Annotated in this window: 13 protein-coding genes; 2 read left to right on the forward strand and 11 right to left on the reverse strand. The window is 71.3% G+C overall.

Annotated features, from left to right (window positions below; all coding sequences use genetic code 11):
* Both IPN03_20360 and IPN03_20365 read right to left on the reverse strand, forming a co-directional pair.
* On the reverse strand, positions 1 to 1,773 hold the full coding sequence (locus IPN03_20360) for a hypothetical protein (GenBank protein MBK9376002.1): 1,773 nt from the start codon (positions 1,771 to 1,773) through the stop codon (positions 1 to 3).
* Between the two features lie 31 nt (positions 1,774 to 1,804).
* Entirely contained in the window at positions 1,805 to 3,499 is a 1,695-nt protein-coding gene (locus tag IPN03_20365; protein ID MBK9376003.1) for an HAD-IIB family hydrolase, read from the reverse strand.
* Positions 3,500 to 3,609: 110 nt separating this feature from the next.
* Here IPN03_20365 and IPN03_20370 point away from each other — a divergent pair, with 110 nt between their 5' ends.
* Complete coding sequence (locus IPN03_20370; protein MBK9376004.1) at positions 3,610 to 4,788, forward strand: S8 family serine peptidase; 1,179 nt, start codon at positions 3,610 to 3,612, stop codon at positions 4,786 to 4,788.
* On the opposite strand, the gene IPN03_20375 is transcribed toward IPN03_20370, so the two are convergent.
* The 7 genes from IPN03_20375 to IPN03_20405 all read right to left on the reverse strand — a co-directional run bounded on the left by IPN03_20375 (position 4,710) and on the right by IPN03_20405 (position 11,140).
* Positions 4,710 to 5,399, reverse strand: coding sequence for a PepSY-associated TM helix domain-containing protein (locus IPN03_20375; protein MBK9376005.1), 690 nt, complete (start codon positions 5,397 to 5,399; stop codon positions 4,710 to 4,712). The genes IPN03_20370 and IPN03_20375 overlap by 79 nt on opposite strands.
* Before the next feature lie 13 nt (positions 5,400 to 5,412).
* Entirely contained in the window at positions 5,413 to 5,883 is a 471-nt protein-coding gene (locus IPN03_20380; protein ID MBK9376006.1) for a DUF4920 domain-containing protein, read from the reverse strand.
* Between the two features lie 68 nt (positions 5,884 to 5,951).
* Positions 5,952 to 6,455 (reverse strand): methylated-DNA--[protein]-cysteine S-methyltransferase, encoded by a 504-nt coding sequence (locus IPN03_20385; protein MBK9376007.1) that lies wholly within the window; start codon positions 6,453 to 6,455, stop codon positions 5,952 to 5,954.
* A 54-nt stretch (positions 6,456 to 6,509) separates the two neighbouring features.
* Positions 6,510 to 9,110 carry a serine/threonine-protein kinase gene (locus IPN03_20390; GenBank protein MBK9376008.1) on the reverse strand — a complete coding sequence of 867 codons (2,601 nt, stop codon included), beginning with the start codon at positions 9,108 to 9,110 and terminating at the stop codon, positions 6,510 to 6,512.
* Positions 9,111 to 9,195: 85 nt separating this feature from the next.
* Positions 9,196 to 9,564: a hypothetical protein gene (locus IPN03_20395; GenBank protein ID MBK9376009.1), complete on the reverse strand. Its 369-nt coding sequence runs from the start codon at positions 9,562 to 9,564 to the stop codon at positions 9,196 to 9,198.
* A gap of 8 nt (positions 9,565 to 9,572) precedes the next feature.
* Positions 9,573 to 10,613 carry an MFS transporter gene (locus tag IPN03_20400; protein ID MBK9376010.1) on the reverse strand — a complete coding sequence of 347 codons (1,041 nt, stop codon included), beginning with the start codon at positions 10,611 to 10,613 and terminating at the stop codon, positions 9,573 to 9,575.
* A 131-nt stretch (positions 10,614 to 10,744) separates the two neighbouring features.
* On the reverse strand, positions 10,745 to 11,140 hold the full coding sequence (locus IPN03_20405) for a DUF2721 domain-containing protein (GenBank protein MBK9376011.1): 396 nt from the start codon (positions 11,138 to 11,140) through the stop codon (positions 10,745 to 10,747).
* A gap of 82 nt (positions 11,141 to 11,222) precedes the next feature.
* Between IPN03_20405 and IPN03_20410 the strand changes: the two genes are divergently transcribed.
* A complete protein-coding gene (locus IPN03_20410) occupies positions 11,223 to 11,972 on the forward strand; it encodes an energy transducer TonB (protein ID MBK9376012.1) in 750 nt (249 codons plus the stop codon).
* Between the two features lie 114 nt (positions 11,973 to 12,086).
* Here IPN03_20410 and IPN03_20415 read toward each other — a convergent pair whose 3' ends face one another.
* Both IPN03_20415 and IPN03_20420 read right to left on the reverse strand, forming a co-directional pair.
* Complete coding sequence (locus tag IPN03_20415) at positions 12,087 to 13,388, reverse strand: ABC transporter permease (protein ID MBK9376013.1); 1,302 nt, start codon at positions 13,386 to 13,388, stop codon at positions 12,087 to 12,089.
* Positions 13,385 to 14,203 carry an ABC transporter ATP-binding protein gene (locus IPN03_20420; GenBank protein ID MBK9376014.1) on the reverse strand — a complete coding sequence of 273 codons (819 nt, stop codon included), beginning with the start codon at positions 14,201 to 14,203 and terminating at the stop codon, positions 13,385 to 13,387. Before IPN03_20420 ends, IPN03_20415 begins: the two co-directional genes overlap by 4 nt.
* Positions 14,204 to 14,244 lie beyond the last annotated feature (41 nt).

The raw sequence follows: 14,244 nt of genomic DNA on the forward strand, positions 1-14,244 counted from the left end.
TCACACCATCTCCAGCCAGCCGAACCAGGTCGGGTGGTGCTCTCGGTACCAGGTCAGCACTTCCCGTATGAGCGCCTTCTTGTCGGGCGCCAGGACGGCGTCGTCGATCCGGTCGAAGTGGACCCGGATGCCGTTCTCGCCGAAGTACTCGAGCGCCTCGGAGGCGAGGGTCTGGAGCTCGTTGCGGATGCGGCCGGAGTCGGAGACCTTCACCGGGCGCGTCTTCCAGTCCTGGCCGCGGTAGAAGCGGTCGAGCAGCGGGGAGAAGACGAGGCGCGTCTGGTCGAACGACTCCATCAGGCGGAGCGTCAGCGTCACGTCGAGGATGCCGTGGTCCGAGGAGGCGCGGGTCGTGACGCGATAGACCCCCTGCTGCACCTGCTCCACGCCCGGCAGCCCCGTGTACGGCTCGGGGAGCATGCTCCCCATCAGCGAGAGGACGTGCCACTCCTTCTTCTGGAAGAAGTCGTCCGCGGTGACCGTCTTCTTCCCGACGGGCATCGCCGCCTCGCGCGCGTTGCTGAGGATGGACGCGTAGCCGAGGCAGTCCTTCGCGGTGACGTCGCGGCCGAGCGTCTCGGCGAGCCGCTCTGGGAAGTCCGGAGCGGCGGGGTCGAGGTGGAGGAGGAGACGCTCCTTCTCGTAGGAGATCTCGAACTTCGACGTGAACAGGCACATCGAGGTCTGGTTCCCCAGGACCGGGTCGAGGCTCGCGGCCTGGAGGGCCTCGGCAGAGGCGGCGTAGCCGTCGGTGATGAAGAGCTGCAGCCTCCCGTCGGCGCCGGTGAACGGCCCGACGAGAAAGGTCGGCGCGTAGGTCCCCGAGTCGGTGAAGGCGCCGAGCCCGGTCGGGAGGGGCCAGCCGTCCTCGACGAGGTGCGCGCCGATCGCCTTCCACTCGTCCCAGAGCCTGCCGATCCGCGGGACGCGCGTGGGCCCCGCGAGCGTCCAGACGTGGACGTCCTTCGGCTCGATGCCGGGGTAGGCCTTCCGGATCGCCTGCATGACGAGCTGGCGGGGCGCGAGGAAGTCGAGGAGGACGGAGGCGTCGGCCGCCGCCTCGAAGACCTGCTTCGGGAGCGTCATCGCCCCCGTGTACCCCTCGTAGGGACGGGCGATGCGAAGCGGCTGGTCGAAGAGGTGGAGGACGGTCGTCGGTCCCGTCAGCGCTCCCTTGGCGAAGCGGGAGGTGTTCTCGAGCGTGTCGATGGCCGCTCCCCACACTGTGATGCGCGAGGCGACGAGCTCGGTCCAGAACTTCTTCCAGTCGTACGTGGGGTCGTTGATGAAGCGGTGCACACGCGCGTCGAGCCACTTCGCGACCGACGGGCGGGCGTAGACGCGGCCGAAACCGAGGAGCGGGTTCGAGCCCATGTCGGGCGTCTCGCCCCCCTTCGGCATCAGGCCTTCCCCGAGGCAGACCATGATCGCGTGGTTCTCCGGCAGCGACCGCGTGAGGTACCAGAGCCCCTCGCTCATGGCGTAGGCCGACACGGCGTCGGCGTCCTTCTTCACGTGGTTCGTCTGCTGGGCGTCGAGCCCCTTCCCCTCGCCCCACCGGCCGAAGAGCCGCGTCCCGAGCGCCGTGACGGCGGCCGTCATCACCAGGCACCTCTCGAGGCCCGTACCGACGAACGACAGATCCTGCGCGGGCTCCCCCGCGACGCGCCGCTCCTCGACGTCCTCCAGCCAGAGGTGGAACCGGCCGAGGACGGGGCGGGAATCAAAGGCCCACTGCGAGATGAGGTCGCGGCGTGCGTGCGCGTCGATCATCCCGGGAGTTTAGCCTCGCGAGCGGCTATTCCTAGCCCTGGTAACGGTCCTGGATCGCGGCGAGGACTCCGGTCCTCAGCGATTCGATCTCATACGCCGAGGCCCTGTGGCGTAGCGCCCTCTCGCCCTTGCGAACGGCCTCGGCGAGGACCTCGTCCCTGAGGACGTCGGCGATCCACCGGGAGAAGTCGCCGTGGAGGGCGTGGTGCCTCACGACGCGTCCCTCCGCTCTCCGGATCTCGCGGTGGAACTCCTCCACGTTTGCCGCGGAACGCCCCGTCTCGTCCGCTCCCGACCGGAAATAGAAGTGCTGCGGAAGTGGAAGCGCCTTCGCGCTGTACTTGTGGAGATGGCGGGCATGGGGGCTGGCTCTGCGCGCCACGGTGAACGGCCGCGGCCCACGACCTCCGCGACGCGAGAGGAGGGCCTGGCCCGATGCGGGCCGGACCCCGCCGGACGCGGCCCAGGGCGGCAGGCTCGGGGTCTCCTCGGTGCCGAGGTCGAGGACGACGTCGAGCGTCTCGAGGACCTCGGCGGGGAGGTGCTCGGGCAGCCACGTCGTCAGGCACGTCCCGGGCCGGCGCGGGTCGAAGCCCTCCACCCGCTCGTGCGCGAGGTTCAGCGCCATCTGGGCCTCGTCGACGAAGAGCCAGTGCGGCAGGCCCGTGTCGTTCCAGAGGGCCGAGAGCTCCTCGAGCGCGGCCCGGGAATAGGCCATCTTCTCGTGGGCGTCGAGGAACGAGAGGTCCACGACGACGCTCCCGAACCGGTGCTCGATGAGGCGTGGGAGCTGCTCCGGCCCCGGGAGCGGTTCGTTCCCGCCCACCGCGAGGACTCCGCGCAGCCTGCCGAGGGAGACGTGGTCCCCCTCCGGGTCGAGGACGCAGAGCGAGTAGCCGAGGCCGAGGAGCCTCTCGGCGAAGAGCCCCGTCAGGTGCGACTTCCCCGACATCGTCCCGCCCGTCACGAGGACGTTGACCCCCGAGGCCGGGATCTTCGCGGCCGAGCCGTCCTCGCAGGTCCCGAGCACGGCCTGGAAGCGCCTCGGCTCCGGCGTCTCGTCGCTCAGAACCGCGGGGCCGAGGAGGAAACGCGCCACGCCCGCGCTTCCGGCCTGGGAAAGGACGACGTCGGCGGCCTCCTTGAGCGAAGGGACCGCGTCGGCCACCGCAATGCCCAGCTCGCAGGCCGCGAGGAGGGAGTGGTCGTTCTCGGCGTCGCCCACCGCCAGCGTCGAGTGCCGCGAGATGCCGAGGTCGCCGAGCGCGTCGAAGAGGCCGGTCCCTTTCGAGACCCCCGCGGGAACGAGCATCAGCTCCTGCCGGTTCCTCACGACCTGGACCTCGAGCCCGAGCCGGCCGATCTCCTCGAGCGCGGCGAAGGCGTCCCGCGCGTGCCCTGCCAGGATCGCCTGCCCGCGCCGCAGGGAGACCCCGCGGCGCGCCAGCGCCTCCTCCAGCTCGGCCGGGACCGGCGGGGCCAGGACCCGCGCACCCCGGACTCCCCAGACGACCGCGCCGTTCTCCCAGACGATCCGGTCGAAGAGCTCCTCGGCGTGAGGGCAGAGCTCGAGGAGCTCCCACGGAATCCTCCCCGTGACGAGGACGAGCTTGAGCCGCTCCTCGCGCAACGTCCGCAGGGCGTTCAGGATCGTGTCGTCGAGGCGTCCCGTCGAAGTGAGGGTCCCGTCGTAGTCGAGCGCAACGGCGCGGAAGTGCTGAGGCATCTTCCCTCCCGCATCCGGTGGCCGGCCGGAATGAAAACCGACGGACTCTCGCAGAAACTCTATCACCGGCGATTGACGGAGCGGCCGTGGACGGCTAGCGTCGCGGGCCCGTGCCCGAGAGAACCTTCCCCGGCCCGACCAGCGCCCCGCCGCCCGAAGGCGGGCCGATCCTCCCGACACCGCTCCGGCTCGGCGCGGACGACCGCTTCCGCGGGCAGGGCGTCACGATCGCCTTCCTCGATTCGGGTTTCTACGCCCACCCCGACCTCGTGGAGCCGCGCAACCGTGTCCTCCGGTACGTCGACGTCACCGACCCCCGCGCCGCCTACCCGCGCATCCTCCGGCCCGACGAGTCGAGCTGGCACGGGATGATGACCTCCGTCGTCGCGTGCGGGAACGGCACGCTCTCGGGCGGCCTCTACCGGGGACTCGCCTCCGAGGCGAACGTCGTCCTCGTGAAGGTGGGCACGGCGCGGCGGATCACGCACGAGAACATCCGTCGCGGACTCGAATGGGTCGTGCGTAACCGGGAGCGCTACGGCATCCGGATCTGCAACGTCTCCTGCGGAGGGGACTACGAAGCCTCGTACCTCTTCGACGGACTCTCGCAGGCCGCCGAGAAGGCGACCCGTGCCGGCGTCCTCGTCGTCGCGGCCGCGGGTAACCTCGGCCTCTCGGCGGGGCATCCGGTCCTTCCGCCGGCCTCGGCCCCTTCCGTCCTGACGGTGGGAGGACTGGACGACAAGAACCGGCTGCACCGGGCAGGCCACGACATCTACCACGGCAGCTACGGCCCGACGATCGACGGCCTCCAGAAGCCGGAGGTCATCGCACCCGCCATCTGGCTCGCCGCACCGATCCTCCCCGGGACGCCGACCGCGGCCGAGGCGAGCCTCTACACCCACCTCGCGACGGCGCGCGACGACGAGCTGGACGTCGTCCTCGAGGCCCACGCGGGGGTCGACGCCGCCCTCGACGCGGCGCGGCACCTCGCACCGCCGCTCATCCGGCAGCTCGTCCAGGCGAAGCTGAGCGACAACAACGTCATCAGCGGCGCCTACAAGCACGTCGACGGGACGAGCTTCGCCGCGCCGATCGTCTCCTCCCTCGCGGCGCAGATGCTCGAGGCGAGCCCGGCCCTGCGCCCGCACGAGATCAAGTCGATCCTCGTGGCGACGGCGCGGCGTCTCCCCCACGTCCCGGTCGACCGTCAGGGCTGGGGCGTGGTCGAGCCCGCGGCGGCGGTGGAGGAGGCGCTCGCGCGGTCCGGCGACGGGCCGGCGGCCTGACCACGGGCCCGCCCGCCACCCCGCCCCTCCCCCTCGCCCCGCGGCCCCGAGTCACCGGGCCGCCAGAGGAGGAAGAAGAGCGCGAGGATCGGAAGGACGACCCCGAGGCCGGCGAGCCACTTGCCCCGTCCCGAGAGACCGTTCTTCCCCTTGAGGACGAAGAGACCCGAGATGGCGAGGAACCCGAGGATCACGGCGTAGACGTCGGCCGCCCACGTCCAGAGCCCCTTCGGCTCGTTCAGGTGGAGGAAGTTCATCTCGCGCAGCGCGAAGCGGCCGCGGGGCTTCTCGATCGTCGCGGTCCCCGCCGTCGCGTCGGCCTTCACGCTCCACCCCTCGTAGAAGAGCTCGACGAGATGCGGGGCGGAGCGGAACGCCGACTTCGGCGGCCCGGGAAGCGCGAGACGCTCGACGAGGGCCGCCGTCATCGTGTCGCGGTCGGAGACGGGGACCGGCGCAAACGTCCGCGTCTCGACCTGGAGCTTCCAGCTGGGGTTCCAGTCCGCGCGGTGATTCAGCGCGACCCCGGAGATCGCGTAGACGAGCGTCAACCCGGCTGCGAGATACCCGAGGTCGCGGTGGAGGACGTTGTTGAGCCTGCGCCAGTTCAAGGCCGGACGCGGCCTACTCGACGACGGCGCCGACACCCATGATCTGGTAGACGGTCTGCGGGCCCGTGATCTTGGACTCGTCGCACTTGGTGCCCTTCTCCTCGGCCTCGTGCTTCGCCCTCGCGATCGCCTGCTCCTTCGTCAGCTCCATCTTCTTGAAGGTCCCCTCGGCGACGACCTTCTTCCCCTTGTCGGTGAGCGGGAAGACGATGACCCCGTCCTCGACCTTGATCTTGATGGTCTGGAACTCCTTGTCGCCGGCGACGTTGATCCAGCAGCCGCGCTTCGGGCAGACCTCGGTGATGAGCCCTTCCACCTTGACGACCTTGCCGACGTAGTCGTCCGGCTTCGCCATCAGCTCGGAGAGCTTGACGGGGGTCGCTTCGGAGACGCCCTTCCCGTACTTCGTCGCGGCGAAGGCGGGGGCGGCGGCGAACGCCGCGAGGGCCAGGACGGCGATCGTCGTGGAGAGGGGATTCTTCATGTTCTCGTTCTCCTGTCCGGGGTGCGGGCGCGTCGCGCCCGGGCGACGGATTCTACCGTCGCCCGGCCTCAGGTCAGGAGCGCCCCTTCGTGGACGAGGAGCCAGCGCTTCCGCTCGATCCCGCCGGAGAAGCCGTGGAGGCCGCCGTCGCGCGCGAGGACCCGGTGGCACGGGACCACGATCACCGCGGGGTTGAGCGCCGCGGCCATCCCGACGGCCCTGAGGGCCTTCGGCTCGCCGATCGCTGCGGCCACGTCGCCGTAGGCGCGCGTCGACCCGGGGCGGATCCGTCTGAGCTCGGCCCAGACCTTCTCCTGGAACGGCGTCCCGGCGAGGTCGATCTCGATCGCGTCGACCGCCTCGAGGTCGCCGCGGAAGTAGGCGCGCAGGCGCGAGAGGACGCCTCCCGGATCGCGCTGCTCGGGAAAGAGGTCGGTCCCGAACCGGGCGAGGAGGTGCTTGCGGGTGGACGGCGCGTCGGCGTCGAACGTGAGCGTGCAGAGGCGCCCGTCCCAGACGACGGCGAGGAGCCGCCCGACCGGAGTCTCGAGGGCCGCGCTCGCGAGCCTCACGCCATCAACGCTACACCGATTCGGGGCCCGAATGAGCGGACCGGCTCACGGCTCCTACCGGAGCCCCTCGACGAGGTAGAGGTCGGAGAGGATCTGAGGGCAGCCGTAGATGATGGCTTTGCCGTCGGGGCGGACGAGGATCGGGCCGACCGCGACGACCCCCGCCGGGTCCGCGGGCCAGATCTCGGCCGCAGGCTTGCGAGCGCCCGTCGCCGGGTCCAGGCGGAAGAGCCGGGCGAGCAGGGCCGAGGAGGAGACGACGAAGAGCGCGCCGCCCTCCGCCCAGCCCACGACCCGTTCGCCGGGAAGCAGCCCCGAGATTCCCGACGCCGGCTCGCCGTCGAGCGGCTGGACCCACGTGGTGCCGTCGACCCGAGACGTCAGGACGAATCGGCCGTCCGGCGATACGGGGAACGTCGCGCCCGCCGCGAAGACGATTCCCTCCGGGCTCACCGGTCGGGGAGAGCCGGCACCCAGGTCCTGGGTGTAGAGCCGGGCGGGCGCGCCGGGTTCGCCCCCGCCGAAGACGATGCCCCTGCCGTCGGGCAGCCAGCTCGCCACGCGGTGGTCGAGCGCGCCCGAGAGGAGGGCTTTCGGCGAGCCGGCGCCGGTGGGAAGGAGCACGAGCTTGGCCGGCGTGTCGAGGGTCGCCGAGAGAGCCCACTTCCCGTCCGGCGAGAGCGCGAGCGCATTGCCCCGGCCGAGTCGTGTCGCCGGGCCGCCGTCGGTCGACCGGATGTAGATCGCGTAGTCGCGCCCGCCCCCGTCTCCGAGCTCGTCGAAGAGGAGGCGCGACCAGTCGGCCGAGATCCCTCGCGGGTAGGTCCAGTCGAGCCACGAGAGCTCCACGTCACGGACGGCCCCGGCGGCGCGATAGAAGACCCGGCGCCGCCACTTGTCGTCCGAAACGAGGACGCGGCCCTCCTTCGAGACGTCGTGCAGCGTCAGGTTCCCCGAGACGCGAAGGAGGGCGCGGTCGCGGCCCGAGAGGTCGACGGCGCGCAGTTCCCGGCCCGCACCCGCCGGCGCCGCCGAGTACCAGATCTCCGTCCCCGAGGGAGACCACGCGAGGCCCCCGACGCTCTGCCAGGTTCCGCCCAGCGTGACGGGCGGCTCACCGCCGCGGAGGACCGTCACGGAGCCCCGGTCGTCCCAGCGGAGCGGGTGGTGGACGAACGCAACCCTGGTTCCGTCGCGCGACACGCGCGGGTGCGAGACCCACCCGTCCGTCACGAAGAGGACCTTGCCGATCGGCATCTCGAGCCGCGTCTTGCCGTCGACGTCCCTCACGACGGCGAGCGTCTCGCCGTCGGGGGCCCAGTCGGCCTCGCGGACCGCCTCGAGGATGTCGCGCGGGGCGCGGCCTCCGATGGGTGCCCTGGCGAGGGTTCCGGAGGCGTCGAAGAGCGATCGGAAGGCGCGGCCGACGGAGAGAGCCATCTCTCCCGACGGCGAGACCGAGAGGACGTCCGCGTCGGGCAGCTCGGCCCGCTGCGGCTCGGGGCTTCCCGGCTGCGCGACGAAGAGGCGGATCGGGGCGCCGTCCCAGGCGGCCCCGAAGACGACGGTCTTGCCGTCCGGCGCGAAACGGGCGGATCGGATGCTCCCGCGGGAAAACGTCAGCCGGGTCATCCCGGGCGGCCCGGTCGGAGCGTCCGCGCGGCCCGATCGCCAGCCTGCGCCGAAAAGGGCCGCGGCCAACGCGAGGCCGCCCGTTACGGCGCCCGCGACGACGGCGACCCGGCCCCTTTGACGGGCAGGAACGACCCGTCGTTCGGCCGCGGTCGTCCGGGGAACGCTCGCCGCCGCGACCGCCTCGAGGGCGAACGCGACGTCGCGCGCCGACTGGAACCTCAGCGCCGGCGTCTTCTCGAGGCACCGCCGCACGAGCCGCTCGAGGCCGGGAGCGACCGGCGGGACGTTCCCCGAGAGATCGGGCGGCTCGTCCGTCAGGACCGCGACCATCGTGTCGGCAGGCGTCGCACGGGAGAATGGGGGACTTCCCGAGAGGAGCTCGAAGAGGACGGTTCCGAGCGCGAAGATGTCGGACCGTCCGTCCACCGCTTCTCCCCGGACCTGCTCCGGCGACATGTAGTCGACGGTTCCGACGACGAGTCCCGCGGCGGTCTCCTTCATTCGGGTGGCGACCGTGTCCTCCGGCTTCGAGGCGCGGGGTGGAGAACGCCGCGCGAGGCCGAAATCGAGGACCTTCGCGCGCCCCTCGGGGGTGACGACGACGTTCGCGGGCTTGAGGTCGCGGTGGACGATGCCCCTCTCGTGGGCGGCCGCGAGCGCTTCGGCGATCTGGGCGCCCAGGGCCGCGGTCTCCCTCGACGAGAGCGGGCCGTGAACCAGGCGTTGCCTCAGGCTCTCGCCCGCGACGAGCTCCATGACGATGTAGGGCTGGCCGTCCTCTTCGCCGTAGTCGTGGATCGTGACGATCCCGGGATGGTTCAGCGCGGAGGCGGCCCGGGCCTCTTCCACGAAGCGGGCGAAACCGTCCGAGTCGCGCAGGACGTCCTTCGGGAGGACCTTGACCGCCACCTCCCGCGACAGCCTGCGGTCGCGAGCCCGGTAGACCTCCCCCATCCCGCCGGCGCCGACGAAGCCGACGATCTCGTACGGGCCGAGATGACTCGGGTGAGAAATGGACAAGGAGCGCCTCCCGGCCATTCTAGGGCCGGGACAGCGCCGCCGAGCCCGCCGGTGGAGCGAACGGGTACGGAAGCCTTGCCGACCCTCAGGCCGCCCGGGCCCGGCGCGCGGCGATGAACGACCGGACCGCCACGACGAGGAAACCGGCACAGAGGAGCGCCATCGCGCTTCGGAGGACAACGGCCGCCGGCCGGGCCGCCTCGCCTGCGAGAAGGGCCGGGATCCCGAGGAGCCCCGACACGGACGGAATGAAGCCGAGGAGCGCCACGGCCGCCGCCGCGTGCATGGCGTGCCGGCGCAGGTGCTCCTTCCGGGCCACGAGGCCGCAGATTCCGAGCAGGACGCCGAACCCGACCGGGATCAGGGCGGTGGGGGTCTGGTACGCGGCGTAGCCGCCGACGCCGGTGAGGACGAGGAGGCCGCCGAAGAGGAGGGCGAGAGAGGAGACGTTCATCAATCGACCTAACGTGCCGAGAGGGGTCCCGGATTCCCGGTTCCCGTAGCCGGATCCGAAGGACCTCGCGAGAAGGCACCGGCCAGGACCGCCGCCGCGACGATCCCAGCGGCCCCTGCGAGGTTCACGGCCGCGAAGCCGAATCGCTCGTAGACCGGCCCGAACGCGAAGGCGCCGAGGGCGATCGCCAGGTCGTAGGAACCGTAGAAGGCGGCCATCGCGGCGCCACGCGCCTCTCCCGAGCGGTCCACCGTCCAGGCCGTCAGGGCCGGGAACGACAGTCCCGAGATGCCGATACCGTAAAGGGCCGCCGCCACCCCGAGCGAGAGAGGCCCCCGTGCCAGGCCCGTCAGGGCGACGCCCGCGGCCCCGACGAGAAGTCCCGGAACGACGACGGCGCGGCGCCCGTGCCGGTCGGAAAGACGTCCGGCGAATGGCCGCACGACGAGAATGGAGACGGCGTAGACACCGAAATAGGCCCCCGTCCGGCCCGGCCCGGAGCCGAGCTCCACCGGGACGAACGCGATGATCGCGCCGTAAGAAAGCGAGGAGAGGAAGAGAACGCCGCAGGGAAGCAGGGCGCCACGCGGAAGGCTCATCTTCCTCGATGTGGTCTCTGGGTGAGGCGGCTCGGTGACAGGGAGCACCAGGCCCAGGGCGACGACGAAGAGCAGGGCCGTACCGAAGAAAGCAGCCGGCGCGCCGCCGATCCGCGACAGTCCCCCTCCCGCGGCCGGTCCGATCGCCATGGCCACCGTCGGCGCCATGCCCCAGATGCCGATCGCCTCACCGCGGCGCGCGGCCGGAGCGAGGTCGGCGACGAGCGAGGCGATCGCCGTCGTCGCGAGCCCCCAGCCAACCCCCTGCACCGCCCGCAGCGCCAGAAGCGAAGCGAGGGAGGCGGCGAGCGGGAGGAGCGCCGTGGCCGTCGCGAAGAGGGCGAGCCCGCCGAGGGCGAACGGCCGCCGGCCTTGCCGGTCGATCGCGCGCGCCGAGAAGAGCCTCGTCGCCACCGCGGCGATCGACGCGAGGCCGATGACGATTCCCACCTCGCTCTTCGACGCCCCACGCGCCGCCGCGTAGGGCGGCAGGACGGGGATCAGGAAGTAGAACCCGAAGAAGAGGACCGCCGTCGCGGCGACCAGGAGGACGAAGGGCCGGGTGAGGATCCGGTTCGAGATCAGGGCCGCTCCTCGAGGTCGAGAAGGTGCAGGTCGAGCGCCTTCACGGAGACCTGGATCTCCCTCACCGAGAGCGCCAGCGACACGATCATCAGGAAGAGACTCCCCGCGAAGAGCGCCTTCCCGAGAGCGACCTTGCCGAAAAAGAGGACGAACATGCAGAGGACGCAGACGAGCAGGCTCGAGACGCCCGCCGCCTGCATGTTCCGGATGAGGTGAATCCGGTACCTCAGGTTGTCGATCTGCTTCGGGATGAGCGGGTCGGGATGCTCGCGGTGGCGGGTGTGGAGGCTCCTCACGAGCGAGGCGAGCGCGAGGAAGCGGTTCGTGTAGGCGAGAAGGAGGAGCGATACCGCGGGAAAGAGGAGCGCGGGCGTGGTGAGGCTCAGCTCCATGACCGTCTCACGATAGCCGAAGCGCAGGGGAACTTCCGGCGACGTACGGGGTCTCAACCCCAAACGACGGAGGAGGACGACGATGCTCCAGCTCGCAACGCCCCCCGAACGCCACCAGCCCGCGCTCCTGGCTTCGATCGGCATCCACGCCCTGGCGGCCTCCGCCTTCGGATTCGTTCCGCTGCTCGCTTTCCCGATCGCTCCCGGCTGGCAGGGAGAGGTGTGGGTCGTCACCCAGCCCGTCCTCGCCATCCCTCACGACGTGAAGCCCGTCGACCTGCGAGAGCCCGAGCCCGAGACGCCGCGGCGCGCCTCCGCGGGAGGCGGCGGCCTTTCGCGTCCCGCCGCCGCGACGCACGCGGCGCGCGCAGCGGCCACGGTCCAGCCGCACGACATCATGGAGGACCTCCCGCCCGCGCCGGCCTTCGAGCCAGCGGACGACGTCAGCGTCGTGGGGATCCCGGGCGGCATCGACGAGGGACGGGGAACCAAGCCCGGAGAGGAATCTCCCGACGGTCCCGGGGTCGGGCCGATCGACGTCCGCGGCGGAGGGCACCGTCCCGACATCGTCCTGCCGGTTCCCCTCGACACGCCTTCGCCCCGCTATCCCGATCCCGCCCGCATCCTCCGCATGGAAGGAGCCGTCGTCCTCTCCGCGACGATCGACGCCAGCGGACGGGTCGTCGACGTGGCGATCGAGAAGGGGGTAGGCCCGTTCCTCGACCGGGCCGCCATCGAAACCGTCTCGCGCTGGCGCTACGTCCCCGCGCGCATCGGCGCAAGGCCGGTGGCGGTCATCCTCCGCGTGACGCTCACCTTCCGGCTCCTCTGACCACCCCGAGGCCGCGTGCCCGGGGCCCCGGAGACGAGGCCCGAGGCTCCGTGCCAGGCGTGCAATCGTGTATTGTTTTCAACAATACACGATTGCACGCCTGGCACGACGGACCTATCCGTCGGTCCAGCGGAACCGGAGCCGCGCCACGAAGAGGAACAGGGCGGTGTAGCCGAGGAGGACCGCAATGGCGGGGAGGGCGCCGTCCACCAGGCCGGCGCCGCGCCACGTCACCGCGTCGAGGCCGTCGATCGCCCAGCGCGTCGGAAGGACGAGGGTCACCGTGCGCAGCCACTCGGGGAAGACGAAGGCCGGGACCCAGCCTCCGCCGAGCATGACGAGGAGGAGGACGGCGAGGATCGCGAGGCCGCGCGTGGCGCCGGGAGTCTTCCCGAGGGCCGCGAGGAGGAGGCCGAACGAGGAGGCCATCAGCGCTGCCGCCACGAGGAGAAGGAGGAAGCCGGGAACGCTGCCCTGTATCCGTATCCCGAGGACGACGATGCCGAACGCGAACGTCGCTCCCACCGAGATGAGGCCGACGAGCGCGCCGGCGAGGGCCTTGCCGACGAGGAGGGACGAGCGCGAGAGCGGCGCGGCGCGCAGCCGCTTCCAGATTCCACCCTGCCGCTCGAGGAGAAAAGCGATACCGAAGTCGAGCGCGACGAAGAGGAGAAACTGGATTCCCATCCCGGCGAAGGAGTGGGCGTAGCTGTTGTACGTCACCCCCTGGCGCGCCGTGACGGGCTCCTCCTTCAGCGTGAACGGGACCGCGCTGCCCGGACCGCGCGCCGACGCCCTGGCGCCATCGGTTCCGCCCTTCGTCGACTCCTTCCACCGCGTCACGTCCCTGAGGAGCTGCTTCAGGGTTTCGCGCTCGGGCGTCTCCGGCGCGGGATCGGCCTCCAGGTTTCGCAGGCTTTCTTCGAGGACCGTGGTTCCAGAGCTCCCACCGAACGCCTCGCGGGACGCCTCGCGAAAGACCTTCTCGGAGAGGAGCCCCCTCACGAGGCCGGCCTCCGTCGCCCGCGACGGGTCGACGAGGAGGGTGATCTCTGGCGCCTTCGAGGTACCGAAGAAGGCGCGCACGGAGCCGTCGCCGAAGCCCTTCGGCAGGAGAACCGCCGCTGCGGCCTTTCCCTTCCTCACGGCCTCTCGCGCGGCGGATTCGGTCGCCGGCGCTACGGCGAGGAGCGGATCGGCCGCGAGCCCCGCCCCCACGGCGCGCGACACGGCACTGCCGTCGGCGTCGGCAACGAGGACCGGGATCTTCGCCGTGTCCTGCTTCCCCGCTCCCGAGAAGAGGAAGCCGAAGAACGTCGCCAGGAGGATCGGGGTGACGATGCCGACGATCACGGAGCGCCGGTCGGAGAGGAAGAGCTTCACCTCGTGGACGACGATCGCCTGGGCCTGTTTCATCGCTCGTCCCTCAGCGCGTGCCCGGTCAGGTGGAGGAAGACCTCCTCGAGGCGCGGTTTCCCTCCGTCCAGCCCCGGGACGGCGATGCCCTTCGCCGCCAGGAGGGTGATCGCCGCGCGCGCCTCGGCGTCCAGCTCGGGCGCTCCGGCTCGGGGAAGGAGGGCCCCCAGCTCATCCGCCGTCCCGTCGGCCACGACCCGGCCGTGGTCGACGATGACGATCCGGTCACAGAGCCGCTCGGCCTCTTCCATGTAGTGCGTCGTGTAGAGGATCGCCTTCCCCGCGTCGCGCAGCGCCTCGAGGCTCTCGAAGATGGCGTTTCGGCTCTGCGGGTCGACGCCCGTCGTCGGCTCGTCGAGCAGAAGCACGTCCGGGTCGTGGAGGAGCCCGGCCGCGAGGTTCAGGCGGCGCTTCATCCCGCCGCTGTAGGTCTTCACGCGGTCGCGCCGCCGATCCCAGAGGCCGGTCAGGCGCAGGACGTCGTCGATGCGGGACGCGAGGCGTGCCCCGTCGGGGAGCTGGAGCGCCCCGAAGAACCGGAGGTTGTCGTCCGCCGAGAGCTCCTCGTAGAGCGCCAGCTCCTGCGGCACGAGGCCGAGGCGTCCTTTCGCCGGATCGGTGTCGCCCGTCAGGACGGCCCCGGCGATCCTCACTTCTCCCGCCTCGGGAGGCAGGAGGCCGCAGATGATCGAGACCGTCGTCGTCTTCCCGGCCCCGTTCGGGCCCAGGAGGCCGACGATCGTCCCCTCCTCGACCCGGAACGAAACGCCGTCGACGGCGGGAACGCCGCCGTAGGACTTGCGCAGCCCGGACACTTCGAGAGCCGGGGTCACGAAGAGGCCCGCGTACGGAGGTG

The organism is Holophagales bacterium, assembly GCA_016719485.1.
Classification (GTDB): Bacteria; Acidobacteriota; Thermoanaerobaculia; order UBA5066; family UBA5066; genus UBA5066.